This window comes from Rhodococcus sp. NPDC004095 (genome assembly GCF_053604015.1).
The window spans coordinates 92,774-116,187 of the sequence record NZ_JBSGGS010000010.1 but is presented as its reverse complement, the minus strand read 5'-3'; the positions used below and the strand labels follow the sequence as shown (position 1 = coordinate 116,187).

General features: G+C 70.7%; 23 protein-coding genes and 1 tRNA gene. 8 read left to right on the top strand and 16 right to left on the bottom strand.

What is annotated here, in order from left to right:
- Positions 1–112: 112 nt before the first annotated feature.
- Entirely contained in the window at positions 113–1,135 is a 1,023-nt protein-coding gene (locus ACWEPG_RS19990; protein ID WP_452595185.1) for a CobW family GTP-binding protein, read from the bottom strand.
- Between the two features lie 228 nt (positions 1,136–1,363).
- On the opposite strand from ACWEPG_RS19990, the gene ACWEPG_RS19985 reads away from it, so the two are divergent.
- Positions 1,364–2,044: a hypothetical protein gene (locus ACWEPG_RS19985; protein WP_452595096.1), complete on the top strand. Its 681-nt coding sequence runs from the start codon at positions 1,364–1,366 to the stop codon at positions 2,042–2,044.
- Between the two features lie 100 nt (positions 2,045–2,144).
- Here the strand turns inward: ACWEPG_RS19985 and ACWEPG_RS19980 are convergent, their stop codons facing one another.
- The gene (locus ACWEPG_RS19980; RefSeq protein WP_452595095.1) at positions 2,145–3,359 is read right to left on the bottom strand and encodes an N-acetylmuramoyl-L-alanine amidase; all 1,215 of its coding nucleotides are present in this window, start codon (positions 3,357–3,359) and stop codon (positions 2,145–2,147) included.
- A gap of 223 nt (positions 3,360–3,582) precedes the next feature.
- Positions 3,583–4,632, bottom strand: a complete 1,050-nt coding sequence (locus ACWEPG_RS19975; RefSeq protein WP_450117226.1) for a type III polyketide synthase — start codon at positions 4,630–4,632, stop codon at positions 3,583–3,585.
- Between the two features lie 182 nt (positions 4,633–4,814).
- Between ACWEPG_RS19975 and ACWEPG_RS19970 the strand changes: the two genes are divergently transcribed.
- From ACWEPG_RS19970 to ACWEPG_RS19960, 3 genes are read left to right on the top strand one after another with little or no spacing between them, the layout of a single operon-like run.
- Complete coding sequence (locus ACWEPG_RS19970) at positions 4,815–6,104, top strand: glycosyltransferase (protein ID WP_452595094.1); 1,290 nt, start codon at positions 4,815–4,817, stop codon at positions 6,102–6,104.
- A 40-nt stretch (positions 6,105–6,144) separates the two neighbouring features.
- Complete coding sequence (locus ACWEPG_RS19965) at positions 6,145–6,819, top strand: YceI family protein (protein ID WP_450117224.1); 675 nt, start codon at positions 6,145–6,147, stop codon at positions 6,817–6,819.
- The gene (locus ACWEPG_RS19960; protein WP_452595093.1) at positions 6,720–8,309 is read left to right on the top strand and encodes a bifunctional 3-(3-hydroxy-phenyl)propionate/3-hydroxycinnamic acid hydroxylase; all 1,590 of its coding nucleotides are present in this window, start codon (positions 6,720–6,722) and stop codon (positions 8,307–8,309) included. Before ACWEPG_RS19965 ends, ACWEPG_RS19960 begins: the two co-directional genes overlap by 100 nt.
- 152 nt (positions 8,310–8,461) lie before the next feature.
- On the opposite strand, the gene ACWEPG_RS19955 is transcribed toward ACWEPG_RS19960, so the two are convergent.
- A complete protein-coding gene (locus tag ACWEPG_RS19955) occupies positions 8,462–9,367 on the bottom strand; it encodes an SDR family NAD(P)-dependent oxidoreductase (RefSeq protein ID WP_450117222.1) in 906 nt (301 codons plus the stop codon).
- A gap of 172 nt (positions 9,368–9,539) precedes the next feature.
- Positions 9,540–9,962 carry a MarR family winged helix-turn-helix transcriptional regulator gene (locus ACWEPG_RS19950; RefSeq protein ID WP_450117221.1) on the bottom strand — a complete coding sequence of 141 codons (423 nt, stop codon included), beginning with the start codon at positions 9,960–9,962 and terminating at the stop codon, positions 9,540–9,542.
- 91 nt (positions 9,963–10,053) lie between these two features.
- On the opposite strand from ACWEPG_RS19950, the gene ACWEPG_RS19945 reads away from it, so the two are divergent.
- Entirely contained in the window at positions 10,054–10,458 is a 405-nt protein-coding gene (locus tag ACWEPG_RS19945) for a helix-turn-helix domain-containing protein (protein ID WP_450117220.1), read from the top strand.
- Between the two features lie 107 nt (positions 10,459–10,565).
- Here the strand turns inward: ACWEPG_RS19945 and ACWEPG_RS19940 are convergent.
- The 3 genes from ACWEPG_RS19940 to ACWEPG_RS19930 all read right to left on the bottom strand — a co-directional run bounded on the left by ACWEPG_RS19940 (position 10,566) and on the right by ACWEPG_RS19930 (position 12,127).
- Positions 10,566–10,638 (bottom strand) — tRNA-Ala (locus ACWEPG_RS19940).
- A gap of 205 nt (positions 10,639–10,843) precedes the next feature.
- Positions 10,844–11,590 (bottom strand): DsbA family protein, encoded by a 747-nt coding sequence (locus ACWEPG_RS19935; RefSeq protein ID WP_450116731.1) that lies wholly within the window; start codon positions 11,588–11,590, stop codon positions 10,844–10,846.
- A gap of 48 nt (positions 11,591–11,638) precedes the next feature.
- Positions 11,639–12,127 (bottom strand): MauE/DoxX family redox-associated membrane protein, encoded by a 489-nt coding sequence (locus ACWEPG_RS19930; protein ID WP_450116732.1) that lies wholly within the window; start codon positions 12,125–12,127, stop codon positions 11,639–11,641.
- A gap of 82 nt (positions 12,128–12,209) precedes the next feature.
- Here ACWEPG_RS19930 and ACWEPG_RS19925 point away from each other — a divergent pair, with 82 nt between their 5' ends.
- Positions 12,210–12,965, top strand: a complete 756-nt coding sequence (locus ACWEPG_RS19925) for a VIT1/CCC1 transporter family protein (RefSeq protein WP_450116730.1) — start codon at positions 12,210–12,212, stop codon at positions 12,963–12,965.
- Here ACWEPG_RS19925 and ACWEPG_RS19920 read toward each other — a convergent pair.
- The 7 genes from ACWEPG_RS19920 to ACWEPG_RS19890 all read right to left on the bottom strand — a co-directional run bounded on the left by ACWEPG_RS19920 (position 12,882) and on the right by ACWEPG_RS19890 (position 18,284).
- Positions 12,882–14,180, bottom strand: a complete 1,299-nt coding sequence (locus ACWEPG_RS19920) for an MFS transporter (protein ID WP_452595092.1) — start codon at positions 14,178–14,180, stop codon at positions 12,882–12,884. The genes ACWEPG_RS19925 and ACWEPG_RS19920 overlap by 84 nt on opposite strands.
- 20 nt (positions 14,181–14,200) lie before the next feature.
- Complete coding sequence (gene pgm, locus ACWEPG_RS19915; protein ID WP_452595091.1) at positions 14,201–15,844, bottom strand: phosphoglucomutase (alpha-D-glucose-1,6-bisphosphate-dependent); 1,644 nt, start codon at positions 15,842–15,844, stop codon at positions 14,201–14,203.
- A gap of 52 nt (positions 15,845–15,896) precedes the next feature.
- Complete coding sequence (locus tag ACWEPG_RS19910) at positions 15,897–16,343, bottom strand: hypothetical protein (RefSeq protein WP_450116727.1); 447 nt, start codon at positions 16,341–16,343, stop codon at positions 15,897–15,899.
- 88 nt (positions 16,344–16,431) lie between these two features.
- The gene (gene crcB, locus ACWEPG_RS19905; protein ID WP_450116726.1) at positions 16,432–16,800 is read right to left on the bottom strand and encodes a fluoride efflux transporter CrcB; all 369 of its coding nucleotides are present in this window, start codon (positions 16,798–16,800) and stop codon (positions 16,432–16,434) included.
- A complete protein-coding gene (locus tag ACWEPG_RS19900) occupies positions 16,797–17,174 on the bottom strand; it encodes a DUF190 domain-containing protein (protein ID WP_450116725.1) in 378 nt (125 codons plus the stop codon). The genes crcB (ACWEPG_RS19905) and ACWEPG_RS19900 overlap by 4 nt, the downstream gene beginning before the upstream one ends.
- Position 17,175: 1 nt before the next feature.
- A complete protein-coding gene (gene crcB / locus ACWEPG_RS19895) occupies positions 17,176–17,586 on the bottom strand; it encodes a fluoride efflux transporter CrcB (RefSeq protein WP_450116724.1) in 411 nt (136 codons plus the stop codon).
- Positions 17,586–18,284 (bottom strand): LON peptidase substrate-binding domain-containing protein, encoded by a 699-nt coding sequence (locus ACWEPG_RS19890; protein ID WP_450116723.1) that lies wholly within the window; start codon positions 18,282–18,284, stop codon positions 17,586–17,588. Before ACWEPG_RS19890 ends, crcB (ACWEPG_RS19895) begins: the two co-directional genes overlap by 1 nt.
- 72 nt (positions 18,285–18,356) lie before the next feature.
- Here ACWEPG_RS19890 and ACWEPG_RS19885 point away from each other — a divergent pair, with 72 nt between their 5' ends.
- Positions 18,357–21,626 (top strand): arabinosyltransferase domain-containing protein, encoded by a 3,270-nt coding sequence (locus tag ACWEPG_RS19885; protein ID WP_452595090.1) that lies wholly within the window; start codon positions 18,357–18,359, stop codon positions 21,624–21,626.
- A 194-nt stretch (positions 21,627–21,820) separates the two neighbouring features.
- Entirely contained in the window at positions 21,821–23,008 is a 1,188-nt protein-coding gene (locus ACWEPG_RS19880) for a lipase family protein (protein ID WP_450116721.1), read from the top strand.
- Positions 23,009–23,032: 24 nt separating this feature from the next.
- Here ACWEPG_RS19880 and ACWEPG_RS19875 read toward each other — a convergent pair whose 3' ends face one another.
- Positions 23,033–23,365, bottom strand: a complete 333-nt coding sequence (locus ACWEPG_RS19875) for a hypothetical protein (protein ID WP_450116720.1) — start codon at positions 23,363–23,365, stop codon at positions 23,033–23,035.
- Between the last annotated feature and the right edge of the window lie 49 nt (positions 23,366–23,414).

Genomic DNA, 23,414 nt, shown 5'->3' with positions numbered 1-23,414 from the left:
CCGGTTGCCATCGTCCGGCCGCGACGGCCGTCGAGTGCGAGTGGTTGACTACCCCATCCCGGCCCTCGCCACACTCGCTGCCCCGACCGGAGTTACCGGACCGATGCCCGGATCAGCCGCCGATCACGTACCGGTGCACCGCGGTCATCGCGTCGGCGGCGCCGGGCGTCGACGCCACGCAGGCCGCGAGACCGCGCTGCACGGCCTCTTCGTCGATTCCGGACCCGATCAGCACCAGCTCGGTTCCGCGTTCGTGTCCCCGTCGCCACGGCGCGCGGTCGAACCGGATGTGGCGCCCCACCGTCTGCAGCAGGTATCGCTGGGTGTGTCCCGGAATCCCGAAGTAGACAAAGCCTTTCACCCGGTACAGCCCGGCGGGCGGATCCTCGAGGAACCGCACCAGCGCCCGCGGCTCGATCGGCGCGGCGCTGGTGAAGGTGACACTGCGGTACTGGTCGTGCAGATGCTCGTGGTCCCCGTCGCCGCACTGGTCCTCGACCAGCAGTTCGTCGAGGCTCATCTGCCGCGGTCCCTCGTCGACTCGCACGACCTCGTCGAACAGCAACCGGGGGTCCACCCGGCCGTGAGTCGTCTCCAGCACCGGCGAGCGGTCGTTCAGTGCGCCGACTCCGCCTCGCAGGGCATCCGCCGCGACGTCGTCGATCAGGTCGGTCTTGTTCACCACCAGCAGATCCGCCATCCGCACGTGCAGGTCCAGTTCGGGGTGCCGGCGCCGGGTGTCGTCGAACTCGGCGGCATCGACCACGACGACCAGTCCCCCGTAGCCGATGCGCGGGTTCTCGCTGCCGAGGATCATCCGCACCATGTTGCGGGGCTCGGCGAGGCCACTCGCCTCGACGACGATGACGTCGATGTCCGCCCGGGTGAGCCGATCGAGCATCGCGTCCATCTCCCCGACGTCGACCGCACAGCACAGGCAGCCGTTGCTCAGGGACACCGTCGAGTCCACCTGCCCGGCGACCATCATCGCGTCGATGTTGACGGAGCCGAAGTCGTTGACGATCACCCCGATCCGCACCCCGTGGTCACCCCGGAGCAGATTGTTGAGCAGGCTCGTCTTCCCGGAGCCGAGGAACCCGGCGACGAGCACCACCGGAACCAGCCGCCGCACCACCGTCACCCCACACCCTTCGCGTTCACCGCCGTCGACTCCTGCGCCATGCTAGTGAATCTCGTTAAGGCCGCGTAAACATCGAGTTTCGCAGACCGTCCGGTCGGTGGTTCCGGTCACATCCGCAGGTCTGAGCGTTGCGGACACCCTCGGGTCACGATGTAATAACGGCGCCTCTCGGCAGTTCACCTCCCTCGCGACAGCGGGGCTCACAGGGCGGGAAAGATGACAATGAAGCGTACTGCGACCGTGATCGGTGCTCTCGGACTGACGCTCGGCCTCGGCGCCGGATTCGCCAGCGCGGAACCGGTCACGGAACCGGCCGAGGTCTCCACCGGGTCCACCGTGATCGACACCATCGAGCGGGCCGCGACCGCGGAGGACGCCGCGGGCGCCATCCAGACCGCCGCCGGCGAGATCACGGTCAAGGCCCTGCGCGAGTGCGGGCTCGGTGCGCTGATCGGCACCGCCACCGACGAGGCGACGGTGAAGAACGTCGGCGTCTTCGTCAGTGCCGTGAGCAAGCGCATCCTCGCGATCACCAACGGCCCGGCCGCCGTCATCTCCGTCGTCGCGGGTGGCTGCGTCGAGCGCTCGCTGCTCGCCTTCGACGTCAACTCCGGCTCCGCCAAGATGGGCGGTTCGGTCGCGTCACTGGCACTGGGCGGCCTCCTCGGCACGGGCTCCCTCGCCGCCGCGTCCAGCGATTCGGGTTCCGCCGATCTCGGACTCGAAGGCTGGTTCGACGAACTGCTCGGTGCCGGCTCCTCCGACACCGCGTCGGCGGACTCCGCCTCGTCCGACACCGCGTCCGCGGACTCGGGCTCCGCTTCGGGACTGCTCGACTCGGGCTCACTCGAGGCCAGCGCTCCGGTCTCGGACGCGCTCCTCGCCGGAGCCGCCGGAGCCTGAACCACGCGCCGCGCCGTAACCGACGAGGGCCGGACACCGCAATGGTGTCCGGCCCTCGTCGTGGTTACGGGTGGACGTCGGAGCTCGCGACGACCTCGGCTCAGCCGAGCACCTTGAGCAACACTCCAAGCAGGTCCGCGAACACCCCGAGGTTCGCGGTGTCGGCGAGGTTCTGCAGGCCGTCGAGACCGAAGGTGGACAGCAGCGTCTGCAACGCCGCCAGCCCCTGGGTGACGACAGTCGCCGGCGACGACTCGCCCGACGGCGCCTTGGTGGTCGACGACGTCGCGGTGGTGGTCGCCGGCGTCGCGGTGGTGGTCGCCGGCGTCGCGGTGGTGGTGGTCGGACTCGACGTTGCCGGCGTCGACGTCGCCGGAACGCTGGTCGTCGCTGCCGCAGGCGCGGCGGTTGCCGCTGCCGCGGGTGCCGCGGTTGTCGTGGGAGCCGCGCTCGTCGGCGTCGTGACGGTTGCCTGCGCCGCCGGGGTCGCGGTCCCGCTCACGCCCATCAGATAGTCGACCGCTCCGACGATGATCGCGACGGCGTGCTTGAGCCGGCCGTCCTGACTGTCCAGGACCGCGGCGTCGTCCGGGTTGGATCCGTTGCCCATCTCCACGAACGCGAGCGGCACGGTGGTCAGCGCGGGTCCGGCGATGTCGCTGCGGCTCTGGATCCCGTCGACGACACCGGCGTAGTTCGCCGGCGCGAACCCGCCCTTGACGTAGGCGTCCCGGATCGCGTGCGAGGCCGCCAGGCCCGGGCCGGACTGGACCTCGTCGACCTTCTCGTCGGGGATCGGCAGCGTCGGCACGATCAGATGGAAACCGTGCTTCGTGTCGTCCTCCCCCGCGGCCGTCGAGTCGGCGTGAAGGCTCACCGCGAGATCGGCGCCGGACGCACTGGCGGCGCGGGCCCGCTCGTCGACGCAGCCTCCCCAGCCGGAGTCGTCCTGGCGGCTGAGTTCGACCGTGGCGCCGAGCTTCTCGAGTCCCGCCTTGACGAGTTGGGAGACGTCCCAGGTGATGGTGTGCTCGGGGGTTCCGCCGAGACTCGTCATGCCGGTGGTCTGGCAGTCCTTGGTGCCGCCGCGGCCGTCGTCTACCTGCCGGGCGAGGTTCTCGCTGTGGTTCGTGCCCTGGTGGCCCGGGTCGAGGAAGACCTTCTTGCCGACGAGCGGGGTCGGTGACGCACCGGTCTCCGCGACCGCCTCCGCCGCCGCGGCGTCCCCGCTCGGGTCGGCGAGTGCCGTGACCGGGAGCAGAAGGGTGGTCAGGGCAACGGCGGAGATCGCGGCGCCGGACTTCCAGGTGGTCATCTTCATAGGCTTCGACGGACGCACGGCCGGGCGGATCCCGGGGCGCCGCTCTCCTTCCAGCGGGGCAGGCGGAACTGTCACATCAGTCCCTCTTGTCACAAGCGGACCAAGTGAAACATCCGACACGCCCCGACGGGAGGGTTCGGCACCCGCGCAGCGCGAACCGTTGACGTTCTGTGACCTCCCGTTGACGCGCCGAGCCGGCCCCGCCCGCGTGGCGGCGTCAGATGTGGAACAGCATCGTCTCCGCCGTCAGCCCCGGCCCGAAGGCCATCGCGCAGCCGGTGCCGGTCGGGCCGCCGTCACGGGCCCGCTTCATGATCTCGGCGAGCACGAACAGTACGGTCGCCGACGACATGTTGCCGTAGTTGTCGAGCACGTGACGGGAGGCGGACAGCGCGTCCGGCGCCAGCCCGATCGCGTCCTCCACCGCGTCGAGGATCGATCGGCCACCTGGATGCACGGCCCACAGGTCGATCGACTCTCGGTCCGCCCCCGCCAGAATCTCCTTCAGGGTGGGTTCGTCGAGTGCGCGCGCAAGGGTGCCGGGCACCTTCCCGGAGAGCACCATGTCGAACCCGATGTCGCCGATCCGCCAGGTGATCAGCTCGGGCGAGCCCGGCACCATGACGGCCTTGAAGGAATCCATTGCGATGCCCTCCTCGTCCGCGCTGACCAGCACGGCGGCACAGCCGTCGCCGAAGACGAGGAACGAGAGCATGGTCTCGAGCGACTCCGACCGCTGCAGGTGCAGCGAACACAGTTCCAGGCTGACCACCAGCACGCGAGCGCTCGGCTCGGACCGGACGATGTGGTGGGCGAGCTTGAGGCCGTTGATCCCCGCGAAGCAGCCCATGAACCCGATCTGGGTCCGCTCCACCGACGGGCTGATGCCACAACTCTTGATGAGCTCGAAGTCGATTCCGGGCGAGTAGAAGCCGGTGCAGGTGATCACGATCAGGTGCGTGATCTCCGCCGCGCGATCACCGAGTTCCAGCCCCTCGACCGCACGGACCGCCAGACCCGGTGCGCTCCTCTCGAATTCGATCATCCGGGTCTCGGTGTCCACCGAGTTCGGGTCGTCCCCGTAGAAGGTCTCGGGCGAGCCGATGCCCGCCCACCGGTGCGAGATCTGGGACCGTTCCGCCATTCTCCGGAACAGCAGTTGCTTGCGCCGCTCCGTGAAAGTGCCGTCGGCAAAGTCGACGAATGCCTGGTGCACATCGTGTTCGGGCACGACGGTGCTGATCCGGTTGATGAACGCAGTGGTCATGAGGGGGCACTCCGGGAGGGATGAGAGTGGGAGGAATCGAGAGAAGGCCCAGGGTGCGGTCGTTGAACCCTTGACGATCGAAAGTTAGCCCACCCTCAACGCCGGCGCAAGGGGTACGTTTGGCGGCCGGTCCCCCACACCATTCTCGACACCCCTGGTGACCCGCCCCCGAAAGGACCTGTGTGGCTTCGATTCTGCTCTGCAGCGCACCCCTGACCGGCCACGTCCAGCCGATGCTCGCGATCGGCAGGCGGCTCGTGCGGGACGGCTGCGACGTCGCGATCCTCACCGGACGCAGGTTCGAGGACCGGGCGGAACGCGCCGGGATCCGGTTCGTTCCACTGCCCCCGACCTGCGACTACGACGAATCCGCCCTCGACGAGCGGTTTCCCGGCCGTCGGCGCCGGCCGGCGTTCCTGCGTTCCCTCTTCGACGCCGAGCGAATGTTCGCGGCGCTGGCCGCCGACCAGTACCGCGCGGTCGTCGACGCGGTCGAACGCGAGGGCGCCGACACCGTGATCGCCGAGAATCTCTTCATGGGCGCCCTCCCCCTCGTCGGAACGAAACCGGACGGTCGCCCAAATGTGTTCGCGGTCTGCACATCTCCCCTGATGGCCACGAGCATCGACACCGCACCGTTCGGCCCGGGACTGCCGCCCTCGACCGGCCGGCTCGGTCGGCTCCGCAATCGCGCACTCAACGCCGGCGCCCGCGGTGTCGTGATGCGGCGCGCCCAGGGGATCGCGGCCGCACAGACCCGCCGGGCGACCGGCGCGGATCCGGCGTGCTTCCTGCTCGACTGGCCTCTCCTCGCCGACGACGTGTTCGTGCTGACCACACCGGGATTCGAGTATCCGCGAACCGATATCGGCGGCCGGCTCAGCTTCGTCGGACCGATCCTTCCCGCCGCGCCCGAGGACAGTCCGACACCGCCCTGGTGGTCTCGGCTCGACACGGACCGACCGGTCGTGTTGATCACCCAGGGCACCCTGGACAACCACGACCTGAGCACACTGATCGACCCCGCCGTCGACGCACTCGCCGGCACCGATGCCCTGCTCGTGGTCACCACCGGCGGCCGCCCGGTCGAGACCGTCCGCCGGACGTCCCCGAATCTGATCGTCACCGAGTTCGTGCCGTTCGACCTGCTGCTTCCCCACGTCGACGTGATGGTGACCAACGGCGGTTGGGGCGGTGTGCATTTCGCGCTCTCCCACGGCACCCCGCTCGTCGTCGCGGGCAGCACCGAGGACAAGGCCGAGATCGGGGCGCGCGTCGCCCGATCCGGGGCCGGTATCCGGATTCGCGCCGGTTCCCCCTCGCCTGCCGCGATCCGGCGTGCGGTCGACACCGTCCTGCGTACTCCCGGTTACCGTAACCGGGCTTGCACACTCGCCGACGAATTGGCGAATCTCGATGCCGCCGAACTGATCTCACGTCGGGTCCGCCGGACCGCTCGGTACGAAACATAGCGCCCCACGAGGCACCCGCCATGCGCTAGGTTTCTCGCTCATGCGCAAACGTCTGTGGTGGATCCTCGGTTCGGTGGTCGTGGTGGCGGCGCTCGCCATCGGCGTCGGGCCGTGGGCCTACGCGAAGTTCCTGCACGGCGACCAGCCCGATGCACTGGGACTGTCGGGCACGTCGGAGGGCGGGTCCGGGTCACTCGACGGCGAGTGGACCGTGCAACCGACCTCGGCGGCCGGATACGAGGTCTGGGAGACGCTCAACGGACAGCGGGTCTTCGTGCGCGGCCAGACGTCGACCGTGAACGGCACGGCGACCGTGCAGGATTCGAAGCTGACCACCGGAACCGTCGAGGTCGACGTCGCCAGCATCGCCACCGACAACGGCCGCCGCGACTCGTACTTCGACATGTTCGTCATGAACACCGGCAGCTTCCCGAAGGCCACCTTCGAGGTGACCGAGCCGGTGGACCTCGCGGCCGTGCCGGAGGACGGTCGGGCGGTGTCGGTTCCGGTGACGGGGAAGCTGACCCTGCGCGGTCAGAGCCGAGAGGTGACAACCGATTTCGACATCCGGCGGTCGGGCGAGACGCTCGAGACCGCGGGCGCCCTCGACGTCGCGTGGTCCGACTACCAGGTTCAGAAGCCGACAACCTTCCCGAACATCGTGGTCGAGGACGCCGGCCAGGTGCAGTTCTCGATCGTGCTGAGCCGGTCCTGATTCCCGCGTCCGCCACCGGCGTCCTCGTCGTCGGAGCCGGCCCCACCGGGCTGACCGCCGCGACACTGCTGGCCCGGCGCGGCGTCGACTGTGTCGTCGTCGAGCGGCATCGCGAGCCGTATCCGCTGCCGAGGGCCGTGCACCTGGACGACGAGGTGCTGCGGATCGCGCAGGCCGCCGGGTCCGCCGAGGACGTCGCGGCCGTGTGCCGGCCCGCGTTCGGCATGCGACTGGTCGATCCGGCCCTGCGCACCCTCGTCGAGATCCGGCGTGACCGGGACGTCGGCATGCACGGCTGGCCGGAAACCAACATGTTCGACCAGCCCGACCTCGAACGGGTCCTCCGGACGCACCTCACCCGGCACCCGCAGGCCACGCTGCTCACCGGCCACGAGGTCGTGTCGGTGCTGGCTCGACCGGCAGGCGGCGCCGAGGTGACCGTCCGCGACCTCGGTGACGGTCGGAGCCGCACCGTCGGCGCACGCCACGTCCTCGCCTGCGATGGCGCGAACAGCCCACTGCGCAGGCAGATCGGCTCGCGCATGCGCGATCTCGGATTCGACCAGCACTGGCTGGTGGTGGACGTCCGGGCCGACCGCGCGGTGGAGCTGTGGCCGGGCGTGCACCAGATCTGCGGCGGCGAACGGTCCGGAACGTACATGCAGATCGGCGAGGACCGGTACCGCTGGGAGTTCCGGCTGCCCACCGCCGAAGCCGTCGACGAGGACGCCGTGCGCGGTCGTCTGGACCCGTGGTTCCCGACGGGCGAGTACACGGTGCTGCGCAGCACCGTGTACTCGCACCGCGCCGCGGTCGCCGACACCTGGCGCCGCGGGCCGGTGTTCCTGCTCGGCGATGCCGCGCACCAGACGCCCCCGTTCATCGGGCAGGGACTCGGCGCCGGGCAGCGCGACGCGATGAATCTGGCGTGGAAGATCGCCCTGGTGCACGCGGGTGACGCCGACGAGTGCCTGCTCGACACCTACCAGCCGGAGCGCCGGGCACACGTCACACGGGCGATCCGCGGCGCGGTCCTCGTCGGCCGGGTGATGTCGGCTCCGCCGCTGCGAGCCGGCCACGCCTCGCTCCGCGGCGCCGCCCGGCTGCCGGACCCGGATCCTCTCGCCCGGCGGTTCCTCTCCCCGCGGCTCCGCGGCAGCGCGTTGACCCCGCGGGCCCGCACGATCGTGCGCTCCCCGATCGGCATGCCGGTTCCACAGTGGGTGCTTGCCGACGGCCGCCGCTCGGACGAACTGCTGGGCCCCGGGTTCGCGCTCGTCGGGACCGCCGAAGCCGGCCCGCTCGAGGCCCTCACCCGTGAGGTCGACGCACGGCGGGTGCCGGTCGCCGCGGCCCCGGACGCGGCGACGTGGCTGGGCCGGCATCGACTGCGCGCCGCCCTGATCCGGCCGGACCGGGTCGTCCTCGCCACCGAGGACCGTCGCGGCCGGTTCCGGGGCCCGCGCACGCTACGGACCCGACCACTGTGACGGCGCGGTCCTGCCCCCGGCTCCGTCGAAGCCGGCAGTCGAACACGTGCGCGTCACGCCGCCGGACGCGACCATCATCTCGATGTCGTCGCGGTCCTCGACGCCGTCGATGACGCTTGCCCGCCATCGCAGAGCCGGCCGAGTTCTCCGCCTCAGCGGACGTGGTCGGCGGTGAGGCGCTCGACGGCCTCCCACAGCTGCCGTTCCCGCTCCGGGTCGTAGGACTCGTCGGAGGACCTGGCCGCGGCTGCACGGTCGACGTAGCCGCCGGTGGTTGCGGGCGTGTTCCCGAGGGCGGCGTCAGCGAGGTGACGGCCCGCAGCCTCGAGGCCGGTGGCCATCGGGGTGAAGGCCAGCAGCGGCATCACGCGGCGCACCGCGAACCGGGCGAGGGGTCCGGCGTCGCGGGCGAGGTCGGTTCCGGGAACGAAACCGGGGTTGAAGCCGACGACGTCCACGCCCCGCGGGAGCCGTCGGGCGTACTCGTGCACGAGGTGAATCGCCGCGAGCTTGCTGGTCGAATAGGCGGTCCGGCCCGCGGCCGTCGAGTCCGGGGCGGGGAACGCCCGCACCCGCGCCAACTCCTCCGGCGCCCGCCACATCGGGGCCGGAACCATGCCCATGTTGTGCCGGAAGTCGCCGAAGTGCGTGTCACTGACGGTGACCACGATCCGTGACGGCGCCGCGAGACGGTCCTGGAGACGGCGGACGAGGACGTGGTTGGCGAGGACGTTGACCGCGAACGTCGCCTCGAATCCCTCGGCGGTCTCCGTGGTGTCGTCGGTGTGCTGCAGACCGGCGTTGGCGACCAGGAGACGCAGCGGCGGCAACACCCCGGCGTCCACCCTGCGCGTGATCTCGTCCGCCGCGATCCGGACGCCACGCAGCGAGGTCAGATCCGTCGGGATCGACACCACCGTCCTGCCGCCACGGCTCAGCCGGGTGGCGACCTCGATTCCGCCGGGATCGCGTGCCGGCAGCACCAGAACCGCCTCGGGCGCGCCGGCGAGGATCCGCTCCACCGCGACCCGGCCGATGCCTCGGGTCGCTCCTGTCATGACGACGGTGTAGGCCACAGCACCCCTCAGATCGCGCGGGACTCACCAGTACCGAAGAAGTCCCGAAAGTGAAACATCCCGGCACAGCCCAACGGGAGAGTTCGCGCACGGTGTGCACCGAACCGTCGACGTTCTGTGACAGACCCCGAAGGACATGCCTCGGGGTGGCATTTCACCGGTCGGGCACCATCCGCCCCAGCAGCTCCAGAAAGACCCGCTGCTCCGTGGGTGCAAGCGGCGCCAGGAACTCGGACTGGACGCCGTCGAGCACGACGTCCAGTCTCTCCAGCTGCGCACGGCCCCGCTCGGTGAGTGAGACGATCTTGCGACGCCCGTCCGCAGGATCGGGCGTGCGGGTGGCACACCCGGCAGTGCAGAGGACGTCCAGGCCCGCCGTGACGTCGCTGCGGTCGATCCCCGTCAGCCGGCCGACGTCGGCCTGACTGGCGGGGCCGAGCTCATCGAGGGCGGCGAGGATCCGGTAGTGGTACGGCCGCGACCCGGCCGCGCCGAGAGCCTCCTGCACGAGCCCGTGGGCCCGCTGCTGGACCCTGCCGACCAGCCACGTCGCTCGCCTGTCCAGAGGTTGCACCATGACCACACCCTAGCCAACTTGTTGGTCCGACCAACAATCTATATCGTTGGCCACACCAACAAATGATCTGCATCGAGGATGGGAGAAGTCCATGACTCCGTTCGGCCCCCAGTTGATCGGCCAGACCGAGAAGACCCTCAACGCCCTGCTGCGCGGCATCCTCGTGGAGCACCAGCTGTCCGAACCCGAATGGGTGGCGCTACGACTGACGACCCAGTTCGACGGCGACGGCGATCTGGTGGGGTTCGTCCGCGCCGCGGCGCCACTGCCCCACATCGAGGCGGTGCTGTCCGGACTCACCCAACGTGGGCTGATCGCCGACGACCGGCTCACCGACGACGGGCGGACACTGGTCACCCACATCGGCACCCGAACAACCGAACTCACTCGGCCGATCTGGACCGGGCTCGACGCCGCCGACACCGCGGCCGCCGAGCGCGTGCTCAACGAGGTCCTGCACCGGTCCCGCGCCCTGCTGTCGAAGGCGACGGCCTGAGCGGACCGACATCACTCGACAGATCCGAGCGGGACGACAACCGCGGGTGCGGAAACGAAACGACGAGGGTCGACTTCCGTTCGGAAGTCGACCCTCGTCGTTTTCTGTGGAGCTAAGGGGACTCGAACCCCTGACCCCCACACTGCCAGTGTGGTGCGCTACCAGCTGCGCCATAGCCCCGTGTTCTGTTGTTCACCCGGTCTCCCGGGCCTCGGCGGGAGTGTCTCGGCCGTTTCGGGCCGTTCCGCTCTCGCCTGGAAAAAGTTACACCACCATCGGTCAGCGCAACAAATCGGCTGGTAAATCGCGGTTTCCCGCCGAAAAGCCTGACGCCGGGACCGCCACCCGAGGGGTGAGGCGATCCCGGCGTCCGTGACCCGTCGGATCAGTTCAGCTTCGCCACCCAGTTCGGGTCGCCGAGCGCGTCGATCGCGGTGCCGTCCACGATGACCGCCGGGGTGCCCGCCGCACCGGTGGCGGCGAGGGCCTGCCGACCGGTCTGGGCGGCCGCGGTCGCCTGCTCGACCTTCGCGCCGTCGGAGATGCACGTCACCGACTGGTCGTCCGCACCCGAATCCTTCGCGATCTGCGCGAGATCGGCGTTGCTGTGGTCGGTCTTGCCGTTCTCGGCGGGCTGGTTGTCCGGCGAGAACAGTGCGCCGTGGAACGCGGAGAACGCGATCGCGTTGCCGCTGTCGGCGACGCACATCAACGCGCCGGCCGCGCGGGAGGAGTAGTCACCGCTCGCCGAGAGCCGGTTCAGGAAGTCCAGCGTGTGGTACCGCACCGCCAGCTGACCCTCGTCGATCTTCTGCGCGATCTCCTGGCCGTTGGTGTGCTCGAGTTGCGCGCAGTACGGGCACATCGGGTCCTCGAACAGGTCGATCGTCGTCCGGGCGTCGGGCAGGCCCAGCCGGACCACGCCCTCCGCGTCGGTGGTCACCTGCACCGCCGAGTTCGACACCCCGCCGTAGCCTTCGTTGCGGGGCTTGCTGCGGTTGGCGCTCCACAGCACACCGGCGATGACGACCACGGCGATCACCAGCACCGCCAGTCCCCCGAGGATGTACGTCGATCGGCTCGAGGTCGGCTGCGGGGCAGCCTTGACGGGCTTGATCTTCTTCGTGCTCACAGGTGCGGTCCTCCGGTCCGGATAGTCCGAGTTCAGATTTTTCGGAACTTACCCTGCCATCTCCGTCTGAGCGCGCACTGAGAGGCGTGCACTCGACCCCGGCCCGAGCGCGACCGGGCTTCGTGGGAACGCGATCAACCACACCGACAACGCCAGGAACCCGACATCCCGGGCGATCTCCCGGGCATAGTCCCAGCCGTCGACGTCGGCCACACCGCCGCCACCGAAGCAACCGCAGTCGATGGACAGTCCGCGCGCCCACACCGAGATGATCACCGAGATCAGCACCACCAGCATCGCGGCGGACGCGATCGCCGTCCCCCGCACGGCCAGTCCGATCAGCAGCAGCAGGCCCAACGCGATCTCGAACATCGGCATCACGGCCGCGACGGGCCGGACCAGATCCTCGGGCAGCAACTGGTAGGCGCGCACCGCAACGACCGTCTGGGTCGGGTCCGCGAGCTTGATGCCTCCGGAGATCAGCCACACCGCCGCCAGACCCAGCCGGGCCAGCAGACTGACGACGGGCCTCCACACCTCTGCGCGATTCCACACGTCTCTCACGGTACCGACGGCGCGCGTCTCTCACCCGCGCTCGCTGCGCGCGTAGATTCGGGCCATGGATGATGCGCCCGTCCCGCGTCCGGCGAAGCCGGGGCTTCCGCACGGCGCGCTCCCGCACGAATTCGACCACAAGCACGCCAACGTCGCGGGCGGCTGGCTCCGCGCGGCGGCGTTCGGCGCGATGGACGGCCTGGTGACGAACACCTCACTGCTCGCCGGTGTCGGCGGCGCCGGGCTCGGTGCCCACGAGATCGTGCTGAGCGGCATCGCCGGACTGGCCGCGGGCGCGTTCTCGATGGCGCTCGGTGAGTACGCGTCCGTGTCCACCGCGAACCAGCAGATCGACGCCGAGGTGAAGGTGGAGACGCGGGCGCAGCGCAAGCACCCGGTCTCCGAGCAGACCGAACTGGTGGGCACCTTCGTCGACATGGGCATGAGCGAGGAGACGGCGCGGGTCGCGGCCGCGGAAGTGCACCGCGACGCCGAGCAGGCGGTGACGATCCACCTGACCCACGAACTGGGCGTCGACCCGACCGAGAAGCCGTCCCCGCTGGTCGCGGGGGCGTCGTCGTTCCTGATGTTCGCGATCGGCGCGATCATTCCGCTGATCCCCTACCTGCTCGGGTTCGAGTCGCTGGTGGCGGGCCTGACGGTCGGCTGTGCGGGCCTGCTGCTGGTCGGCGCGACCACGTCGCACCTGACGTCGCAGCCGAGGGTGCGCGGCGCGCTACGGCAACTGCTGTTCGGTCTCATCGCGGTCGGTGCCACGTACCTGGTCGGTCTGCTCGTCGGTGTCGGCGTTCCGGCCTGACCCGGCCCGTACTGCCGCCGCTGAACGCGGCGCCGCCAGCAGCCACGCCGCGATCGCGGGCAGCGTGAGTGCCCCGGTGACCGCGAACGCCGTCCCGTAGGACAGCTGCTCCGCGAGGACACCGGCGACGAGGGGCCCGACGACCGACCCGACGTCGGACGCCATCTGGAAGGCGGCGAGCACGGGCCCGCCGCGGGCCTTGGACCCGACCACGTCGGCGACCGCGGCCTGCTGCGCGGGATTCATCAGCCCCGACCCGACACCGGCTATGGCGGACAGCGCGAACAGCACCCACAGGTTCGGGCTGAATCCGAGTCCGGCGGTGCACAGCCCGCTGACGACCAGTCCGGCGAGCACGAACGGGCGCCTGCCGTGGAGGTCGGAGAGCCGGCCGGCCTGGATCTGGACGAGTGCGTTGCCGACCGCGAACACCGTCAGCGCGATGCCGGCGTACCCGTCGCTCGCGTGCAGTGCCTGCACCACGAACAGCGGCACCAGCGCGACCCGCACCCCGAACACGGCCCAGCCGTTGGCGAAGTTCGACAGCAGCGCCGCCCGGTACACCGGCTGGCGCACGGCCTCCCGGAAGGACATGGTGACCGCGTCCGTTGCCTTCTCGGGGGCTGCCAGCGCCGAACCCTTGAGCCGGAAGTACACGACCGCCGCAGCGATCAGCAGGGCGAGCGCGTAGATGAGGAACGGCACGCGCAGGCCGAACCCGACGAGGGCGGCGCCGACGAGCGGTCCGCCGATGCTGCCGAACAGGAACGACGTGGCGTACAGGCCGGAGACGCGGCCGCGAATGTGCGGCGGGGCGATCCGGATCAGCAGGCCGAAGGCGGAGACGGTGAACATGGTCGAGCCGATGCCGCCGAGTCCACGGAAGACCAACAGCTGCCAGTAGTTCGACGCGAAGGCCACCGCAGCGGTCGAGGCGGCGACGATCAGCAAACCGGTCAGGTAGGTGGGCCGCTCCCCCATCCGCTGCACCAGTGATCCGCTGACCGGAGCGAACACCAGCCGCATGAAGGCGAACGACGAGATCACCACGGTGGCGGCGAACGCCCCGACCCCGAAGCTGACCGCGAACTGCGGCAGCGCAGGCGCGACGATGCCGAAACCGAGGGCGATGACGAAGCTGGCGCTGACCAGCACCCAGATCTCGCTCGGGAGCCGGGTGGACCGGGATTGCTGTTCGGGTTCGGCTGCAGTCATGACCGATCCACGCTAGTCCGTCAGCCGGTGACCCCCAGCGCCCGGGACACCAGCTCCCGCGCCGCGTCCTGCACCTGCGCGAGATGGTCCGCACCGCGGAACGATTCGGCGTAGATCTTGTACTTGTCCTCGGTGCCCGACGGCCGGGCCGCGAACCAGGCGTTCTCGGTACACACCTTCAACCCGCCGAGCGGAGCGCCGTTGCCGGGCGCGGCGGTGAAGGTCGCGATGATCGGCTCGCCTGCGAGGGCGGTCGCGGTGACCGCGTCGGGTGTCAGCGCGGCCAGCGCCGCCTTCTGCACGCGGTCGGCCGGGGCGTCGACCCGCGCGTACACCGGATCGCCGTACCGGTCGGTGAGGTCGCGGTAGCGCTGCGACGGGGACGCACCGGTGACGGCGAGCACCTCGGACGCGAGCAGGGCCAGCGCGATGCCGTCCTTGTCGGTGGTCCACACCCGGCCGTCCCGGCGCAGGAACGATGCCCCCGCGCTCTCCTCGCCGCCGAAGCCCAGCTCCCCCGACAGCAGGCCGGGCACGAACCACTTGAACCCGACCGGCACCTCCACCAGCTCACGTCCCAGGCCCGCGACGACCCGATCGATCATCGAGGAGCTGACCAGGGTCTTGCCGACCTTCGCGCCCGCGTCCCACTCGGGACGGTGCGAGTACAGGTACTCGATCGCGACCGCGAGGTAGTGGTTCGGATTCATCAGACCCGCGTCGGGGGTGACGATGCCGTGCCGGTCCGAGTCCGCGTCGTTGCCGGTGGCGATGTCGTACCGGTCGCGGGCACCGATCAGCGACGCCATCGCGTGCGGGGACGAGCAGTCCATCCGGATCTTGCCGTCGCTGTCGAGGGTCATGAACCGCCACGTCGCATCAACCAGCGGATTGACGACGGTCAGGTCAAGGCGGTGCCGCTCGGCGATCGCACCCCAGTAGTCGACCGCGGCGCCGCCCATCGGATCCGCACCGATCCGGATCCCGGCCGCCCGGATCGCGTCCAGGTCGACCAGGTGCGGCAGGTCGTCGACGTAGCTGCCCAGATAGTCGAACGGTCGCGCCACCGTCGCCAGCGCGGTCGCGAGGGGCACCCGCCGCACCCCGGCGAGGCCGGCGGCCAGCAGCTCGTTGGCCCGGTCCTGGATCACCGACGTCGCATCGGATCCGGCCGGGCCGCCGTGTGGCGGGTTGTACTTGAAACCGCCGTCGCGCGGCGGATTGTGCGACGGGGTGACGACGATGCCGTCGGCGAGCGCGGACGACAGGTGGGCGTTGTGCCGGAGGATCGCGTGGCTCACGGCGGGAGTCGGGGTGTAGCGACCGGCCGCGTCGATCAGGACGTCGACGCCGTTGCCGCCGAGCACCTCCAGTGCGCTGGTCCACGCAGGCTCCGACAGGGCGTGGGTGTCGCGGCCCAGGTACAGCGGCCCGGTATAGCCCTGACTCGCCCGGTACTCGACGATCGCCTGCGTGGTGGCCAGGATGTGCGCCTCGTTGAACGCGCCGTCGAGGCTCGATCCCCGGTGCCCGGACGTGCCGAACGCCACCCGCTGGTCGGGGTTCTCGGGATCCGGGGTGCGGCTGAAATAGGCCGTCACCAGCGCAGGAAGATCCTCGAGGTCCCGGGGCTGCGCGGGTTGTCCGGCTCGTTCGTGCGCCATGGTCCTCCTCGGGGACGGTGCTCGGTTGTCGTCGGTGCGGACGGGCCGCGCATCACACGGCCGCCCAGGACGCCCGGGGCACCCTAACCCAGCGCCGGACCAGACGCAGGGTCACCACCGGCAACAGCGCCAGCATGGCGAACACCGCCGCCGCGCACAGCGCGGCACCGGCCAGTCGCACCGCGCCGACATCGGCCGGATGTCCGATCTCCTCGGTCGCGACCCCGATCGCGGGGACGAAGAGCAGGACCGCACCCGCAACCAGCGGCAGGGTGGATCCGCGCCGCGTCGTCAGCGCGGCCACGATCGCACCCGGGAGCATCACGACCGCGTAGATCATCACGATCGCGGCCGACCCACGCCATGACAGGTGCGGCGAACCCCCGGCGAGGAGAGTGGTCACCCGCATCAGCACCCGCGAGACGACCCCGACGAGAAGCCCCGCCACCACCGCCGCCGACACCCCCACGCCAACGGCACGGACCTTCGTCGATGTCATCTCACTCCCGGTCGGCCTTGGCGGCGTGGTCCATTCGCGCCCTGCGACGCCGGGGGCGATTCCATCACATCCGGGTCGCGCGTGCCGGTCATCCGACCATCGCGCCGGCCGCGGCGAACCCGAGGACGGCCGCGCCCATCCCGGCCACCACGTTCAGCACGACATTCGCGACGGCGTAGAGCCGTGCCCGATCCTCGAACAGCCGCACCGTCTCGTAGCCGAAGGTGCTGAACGTGGTCAGCGCGCCGCAGAAACCGGTGCCGACCAGGGTCCACAGCGCGCTGTCGTGGGCGGTCGCGGCGCCGGCGAGCCCGCCGAGGATCAGCGATCCGATCACGTTGACACTGAGCGTCCCCCACGGGAACGCGCTGTCGTGACGGGACTGGACCGCGCGGTCGAGGAGAAAACGTGCGGGGGCCCCGACCGCCCCGCCGAGCAGGACCAGCAGAACCGTCACGCCCGATCGCTCACATGTACTCGCTCGACCCGGTCGAGTGTGACGGTCGCCGAGGTCAGCAGTTCGGCGACGCCCTCCAGGAACCCGCGTATCCGCGACTCCTCGTCGACGATCACCACCAGCACCGGAAGCCCGTCCGCGAGGTCGAGCAGTCGGGTGGTGTGAATGTGCGAGGACGCGCCGTAGCCCTCGATGCCCCGCCAGACACTGGCACCGGCGAGGCCGGCATCCCGGGCCCTGCGCACGATCTCCTGGTACTTGGGCTTGTGATGCCACAGGTCGTCGAGGCCGAGGATGATCGACAACCGCAATTCCGGCCGGGATTCGATCGTGTAGGTGGGCGACGCTGTGGGAGTGGGCTCGTCGGCACGCATGTCAGGTTCCTTTCCCGACCCGGTCGCCGGCGACGACCCGGGTGATCCACAGTCCGGCCAGGACCGCGGCCAGTGCCGCGACCACCGAGCCCACCAGGTAGAAGAACGCCAGCGGAACGTGCCCGTCCGCGAACAGGCCGCGGACCTCGACCGCGTAGGTGGAGAAGGTGGTGAAGCCGCCGAGCACCCCCACACCGAGAAACGGCCGCAGCAGCCGGTGCGCGCTCCACACCTCGGTGACGAGCACCATCAGGATCCCGATCAGGAAGCACCCGGTCACGTTCGCGGTGGCCGTCGCCCATGGCAGCTGCCCGCCCTGCACCGGCATGGCCAGCGTCAGTCCGTATCGCGCGAGGGCACCGACCGCGCCCCCGGCCGCGACCGCCGCGACCACCGCCGTGTCACCGCGCATCACGCCTCCCGATCTGCACCACCCTGCCCAGTGAGCCGGAACCGCAGCGCGGCGACGACATCGGCGAGCGCATCCGCCAGCACGATCACCCGCTCGGCGGGCCCCGGCGCGGACAGCACTCGCAGTTTATCGATCGGACCCAGCGGCAGGGTCCGCGCGAGCGCGAAAGCGCGGGCGCCCGGATCGGCGGGCAATCCGTCCCAGTCCGGGTAACGCGGAGCCTGCCCGCCCTGTTCGCGGGCGAGGGCCGCGGTCACGTCGGTCAACTCGTCGATCCGAGCGGTCAGGATCGTGACGTGCGCCTCGGACGGGACCGAGGGCTCGTCCGGCCACACCCGCACGAGCGCCCGCGGGTACGGGTCGTCCGGCAGCCACTCGTCCACTCGGATCCGCTGCTCCCCGACGCAGCCGAGCAGCAGTCGCGCGCCGGGCACGGGCCTGCACTGCACGATCCGGGCGACGGTGCCCACCCCGGTACGTTCGTCCCCGCCGCCGACCTCGTGGCCGCGGGCGATGAGCACCACCCCGAACCGCAGCCGGTCCGGCGAGGCGGTGCAGTGGTCGACCATCGACAGGTACCGCGGTTCGAACACCTGCAGCGGCAGCGTCTCGCCCGGGAGCAGCACCGTGCCCAGCGGAAACATCGGCAACTCCCCCGAGGCGCCGGCGCTGCCGTACCCACCTTCGTCCCACCACATCCGGTCAGGCTAACAAGGCCGGGACCTGCGGGTCTGCAGGCAAGCCGGGACGAGTCGTTAGCATTTCGAGACGTGACGGACACGAAGACGACTGCCGAACCCGCGCCACCGAGAATTCCGGCACCGCCCGCCGGACTGCGCGGACCGCGGCTGGTCGCAGCGGTCAGCGCACTGCTCGGCATCCTGCTGGCCGTCTCGATTCCGTTCCTACCCGTCCGCCAGACCGTCGCCTCGGTGAGCTGGCCGCAGGACGGCGCGACCACCGGTGTCACCGCGCCGCTGGTGTCCTACGCGCCGACCGACCTGGACGTCACGATCCCCTGCTCCGCCGTGTCGCAACTCGCCGACGCCGGCGGTGTCGTGGTGTCGACGTCCCCGGTCGGCGCCCCGGATGCCGAGCGGTACGGCCTGGTCGCGAAGGTCGTCACCGATTCCGACCCACACCGTCTGGACGTGATCGTCCGCAATCGGGTGCTGCTGTCGAAGCCGGTGGCCGCCCTCGGCCCCGACTGCACGATCGCCGTGCACGCCGACGCCACCACCACCACGGTCCGCCAGAACTCCGTCACCACCGTCCTCGACGAGGACCTGCGGCCGCAGATGGTCGGGGTCTTCTCGCAACTGGCCGGCCCCGCGCCGGACGGGTTGGCGGTGACCGCGCAGCTCGACACCCGCTTCACCACCTCCCCGACGCCGCTCAAGTTCGCCGCGATGGTGCTGACTGCGCTGGCGACGGCGGTGTCGCTGGTCGCGCTGCACCGCATCGACACCGCCGACGGCCGCCGCTCCCGACGGATCCTGCCCGCCCGGTGGTGGTCGTTCACCCGCATCGACGCGCTGGTCGTCGGCACCCTCGCCGTCTGGCACGTGATCGGCGCGAACACCTCGGACGACGGTTACCAGCTCGGCATGGCCCGCGCCGCGGGCGAGGCCGGATACATGGCGAACTACTTCCGCTGGTTCGGCGTGCCCGAGGCTCCGTTCGGTACCCCGTTCTACGACGTCCTGGCCTGGATGACGCAGGTCTCCACGGCGAGCATCTGGATGCGACTGCCCGCGCTCGCCGCCGGCCTGGTCGGCTGGTGGCTGATCAGCCGGGAGGTCGCGCCGCGCCTCGGTGCCGCCGCCCGCGCGTCCCGAGGCCCGCTGTGGACCGGAGCGCTGGTGTTCCTGGCGTTCTGGCTGCCGTTCAACAACGGCCTACGGCCCGAGCCGATCGTCGCGGTCGGGGTGCTCGCGACCTGGTGCTCCGTCGAGCGAGCCGTCGCGACGCGCCGCCTGCTGCCGGCCGCCGCGGCCATCCTGATCGGCGCGATCTCCGTCACCGCGGGCCCGTCCGGCCTCATCTGTTTCGCCGCGCTGATCGCCGGGGCGAAACCGATCGCCCGGATCATCGCCGACCGCGCGCGCAGTGTCTCGGGCGCCGGCTCCGCTCCGCTCCGCGTCGCGGCCGGTTACGCAGCCGTGCTGTTGCCGCTGATCGCGGCCGGGGTGTCGGTGCTGGCCCTGATCTTCGCGGACCAGACCCTCGCTGCCGTGCTCGAGATGCAGAAGGTGCACGCCATCGGCCCCGACGACCCCTGGTTCATGGAGTACCTGCGTTACCAGTGGCTGCTGCAGATCAGCGTCGACGGTTCGCTGTCGCGCAAGTTCGCCGTGTTCGCGATGATCCTGTCCCTGGTCACCGTGATCATCGCGATGCTGCGCCGCGGCGGGCAGATCCCCGGCACCGCCCAGGGGCCGACCCGACGCATCGTCGGCATCACCCTCGGCGCGATGGTGCTGATGATGTTCGCGCCGACCAAGTGGACCCACCACTTCGGCATCTACGCGGGCCTCGCCGCGTCGGTCGCGGTGGTCGCCGCGGTCGCGGTCACACCGGCCGTGCTGCGGTCGCGGCGCAACCGCGCCCTGTTCGCGGCGGCGGTCGCGTTCGCCGTCACCATGTCGTTCGTCAGCATCAACGGCTGGTGGTACGTGTCGAGCTACGGCGTGCCGTGGTGGGACAAGCCGCCGTCCGTCGCAGGCATCGGGTTCGCGACCCTGCTCCTCGGTGTCACGATGCTCCTGCTCGCGGTCGCGGCCTGGTACCACGTACACCCGACCGCGGACCGGCGTCGCGAACCCGGTCGGCTGTGGGCGATCTCGCCGCTGGCCGTCGCCGCGGCCGCAATGGTGCTGTTCGAGGTGCTCTCGCTTGCGAAGGGCGCGATCTCCCAGTACCCGGCGTACTCGATCGCGCGGTCCAACATCGACGCCCTCACCGGGAACAGCTGCGGTCTGGCGAACGACGTTCTGCTGGAGACCGACCCGAACGTCTCGACCCTCCGACCGCTGTCCGGCGACATCGCGGGGGCACTGGCCGCGGGCGGCGCGGACGGGTTCACCCCGAACGGCGTCGCCGCCGACCTCGCCCCCGACGAGGAGGATCTGGCGGCGGGCACCGCGAACACCATCGACCGCACCGACGACACCGAATCCACCGCCGGCGCGGGCACCGCGGGCGGGTTCGGCGGCGAAGGCGTCAACGGGTCCACCGTGGCGTTGCCGTTTGGGCTGGACCCGGACACCACCCCGGTCCTCGGCAGCTACGGCGCCTCGGGCGCCGCGACCGTGACGACCGACTGGTACCGGCTCCCGGACCAGGACGCGTCCGGCTCGCGCGGCGACCTGATCTCCATCGCCGTCGCCGGGCGCGTGTACTCCGTCGACGCGGACGGCGTCGTCACCTACGGACAGCGACTCGACGTCGAGTACGGCGTCACCGAAGCCGGCGGTGTGCGCGCGCTCGGCGCGACCGGCCCGATCGACATCGGCCCCGTCCCGTCGTGGCGGAACCTGCGGGTGCCGCTCGACCGCCTCCCCGCCGAAGCGAACGTCGTGCGGATCGTCGCGGCCGACAACGACATCGCCGGCGACCAGTGGCTCGCGTTCACCCCGCCGCGGGTACCGCGGACGCAGACGCTGCAGGAGGTCGTCGGCACGCAGACGCCGGTTCTGCTGGACTGGATGGTCGGACTGAACTTCCCCTGCCAGGCCCAGATGCAGCACAGCAACGGTGTCGCGGAGGTGCCCGGCTTCCGGATCCTGCCCGACCGGAACGGCGCCATCACCACCGGACGCTGGCAGGACCACGCCGGCGGCGGACCGCTCGGCTGGACCGGCATGCTCCTCGGCGCCCGCACCATCCCGTCGTACCTCGCCCACGACTGGGACCGGGACTGGGGCTCGATCGAGCAGTTCGACCCGATCGACAGGACCGCCGGACCGGCCCGCGTCGACACCGGCACGGTGACCCGATCCGGGACATGGACCACGGGGCCGATCAACACCGCCTACTGACGGTGCGGGCGTGCAGTGCGGCGACTCCGCTGCGCTGCGCGCCCGTGCAGCAAAGCGGCTCCGCTGCGCTGCGCGCCCGTGCAGCAAAGCGGCTCCGCTGCGCTGCGCGCCCGTGCGCGATCTTCACCCAGACAGTGGTGAACGTCACGCACGGGCCGCGAACCGTTTACGCTGTAGGGCGGAAAGGGACTTCCATGCGCACCTTGCTCGGGCGGTCCGCAGCGGCCGCATTCGCATTGCTCGCCTGCCTCCTCTTCGCCACCCCCACAGTCCAGGCCCAACCGACGACACCGGTCGCCGATCCGGATCCGTTCTACTGGGCGCCGCCCGACCTCGCGGCCCGCGCCAACGGCGACGTGCTCCGCACCCGACCCGTCGATGTTTCCCGGTACGGCAACGCCGACGGCTGGCAGATTCTGTTCCGCTCCACGAACTCGTCCGGTGCCCCGATCGCGGCGGCGACCACGGTGATGGTGCCGCGCGGCGGCGTGGACCGCCCTCTGGTGTCGTATCAGGCGATCATCAATTCGCTCGGCACCCAGTGCGGGCCCTCGCACACCCTGTTCAACGGCCAGTTCACCGAGGCCCCCGCCCTCGGCCCCCTTCTGCTGCGCGGCTGGGCCGTGGCACTTCCCGACCACCTCGGCCCGACCAGTGCGTACGGCGCCGCCCGGCTGGGCGGGCAGATCGTGCTCGACGGGATCCGCGCCGCCAAGCAGGTGCCCGAGATGCGCCTCGTGCGCAGCCCGGTCGGCCTCGTCGGCTACTCCGGTGGCGGCATGGCCACGGGCTGGGCCGCGACCCTGGCCCCGACCTACGCCCCCGACCTGCCGATCGTCGGGGTCGCGCAGGGCGGCGTGCCCACCAACCTGAGCGAGATGGCCGCCGGCCTCGGCCCGGCACCGCATCCGCTGTTCGGGTTGGCCTTTGCCGCAACCCTCGGACTCGAACGGGAGTATCCGTCGCAGATCATGGTCTCGCCCTTCCTCACTCCCGCCGGGGTGGCGTTGCGCGACCAGATGGTCAACGCCTGCTCGCAGCAGATCATCGACGGCGGCGCCGGTCACAGCACCGTCGAGGTGACGCAGGACCCGGGCCGGGTGCTGGCACCCCCGATGCGCACCGTCTTCGACGAGAACAGCCTCCTGACGTATCCCCGATCCCCCGCGGCGCCGGTGTTCGCCTGGCACGGAACCGGGGACCAGTTGGCCCCACTCGACTCGACATCCGCGACCATGAGCCGCTGGTGCGCGTCCGGCACGCGGGTGCTGTTCAACGTGCTGCCCGGCGATCACGGTCCCGCTGCCATCGAGGGCATCCCCGGCGCGTTCGGATATCTCGGCGACCGCTTCGCCGGGGTGCCTGCGCCGAGCAACTGCTGACCGGTGCTCCGGTCGGCGGAGGGGTCAGTGCGTCGGCCACGGCGGTAGCGGCGGTTTGACCCAGGTGATCTTCTCGTCGGCGTGTGCGGGCACCGCCCGCGGGTCGTCCGGATGCGTACCCGCCCAGCGGGTCTTCTCGTCGAGCAGTTCGGCGACGACGCTCCACGTCTCCCTCGTGCTCGGCGGGTTGGCGCCGGCGGCGCGGGCCAGCTTGCGGAGTCGGTCGTCGGGCATCGCGAGCAGCTCCGCGCCACTGATGCCGCGGTCCCACACGAATCGGGCCAGACCGAGCGCCTTCTCCCGCCGCTTGCGGTCCGCCTGATCGGTGTGCGCGAAGTCGACATCGCTGGTGTCCACGGCGCCAACACTAGCCGGAACGAGACAGCGCCCGTCCGTCGCGCTCATC

What these genes read in the sequence shown, in the direction of transcription:
- ACWEPG_RS19925 (WP_450116730.1), top strand. Translation starts at nt 12,210, where the DNA reads ATGGATGATGCGCCCGTCCCGCGTCCGGCGAAGCCGGGGCTTCCGCAC.
- ACWEPG_RS19900 (WP_450116725.1), bottom strand. Translation starts at nt 17,174, where the DNA reads ATGCGTGCCGACGAGCCCACTCCCACAGCGTCGCCCACCTACACGATC.
- ACWEPG_RS19890 (WP_450116723.1), bottom strand. Translation starts at nt 18,284, where the DNA reads ATGTGGTGGGACGAAGGTGGGTACGGCAGCGCCGGCGCCTCGGGGGAG.
- ACWEPG_RS19955 (WP_450117222.1), bottom strand. Translation starts at nt 9,367, where the DNA reads ATGACAGGAGCGACCCGAGGCATCGGCCGGGTCGCGGTGGAGCGGATC.
- ACWEPG_RS19910 (WP_450116727.1), bottom strand. Translation starts at nt 16,343, where the DNA reads ATGACATCGACGAAGGTCCGTGCCGTTGGCGTGGGGGTGTCGGCGGCG.
- ACWEPG_RS19945 (WP_450117220.1), top strand. Translation starts at nt 10,054, where the DNA reads ATGACTCCGTTCGGCCCCCAGTTGATCGGCCAGACCGAGAAGACCCTC.
- ACWEPG_RS19880 (WP_450116721.1), top strand. Translation starts at nt 21,821, where the DNA reads ATGCGCACCTTGCTCGGGCGGTCCGCAGCGGCCGCATTCGCATTGCTC.
- ACWEPG_RS19980 (WP_452595095.1), bottom strand. Translation starts at nt 3,359, where the DNA reads ATGACCACCTGGAAGTCCGGCGCCGCGATCTCCGCCGTTGCCCTGACC.
- crcB (WP_450116724.1), bottom strand. Translation starts at nt 17,586, where the DNA reads ATGCGCGGTGACACGGCGGTGGTCGCGGCGGTCGCGGCCGGGGGCGCG.
- ACWEPG_RS19950 (WP_450117221.1), bottom strand. Translation starts at nt 9,962, where the DNA reads ATGGTGCAACCTCTGGACAGGCGAGCGACGTGGCTGGTCGGCAGGGTC.
- ACWEPG_RS19920 (WP_452595092.1), bottom strand. Translation starts at nt 14,180, where the DNA reads ATGACTGCAGCCGAACCCGAACAGCAATCCCGGTCCACCCGGCTCCCG.
- ACWEPG_RS19965 (WP_450117224.1), top strand. Translation starts at nt 6,145, where the DNA reads ATGCGCAAACGTCTGTGGTGGATCCTCGGTTCGGTGGTCGTGGTGGCG.
- pgm (WP_452595091.1), bottom strand. Translation starts at nt 15,844, where the DNA reads ATGGCGCACGAACGAGCCGGACAACCCGCGCAGCCCCGGGACCTCGAG.
- ACWEPG_RS19985 (WP_452595096.1), top strand. Translation starts at nt 1,364, where the DNA reads ATGAAGCGTACTGCGACCGTGATCGGTGCTCTCGGACTGACGCTCGGC.
- ACWEPG_RS19975 (WP_450117226.1), bottom strand. Translation starts at nt 4,632, where the DNA reads ATGACCACTGCGTTCATCAACCGGATCAGCACCGTCGTGCCCGAACAC.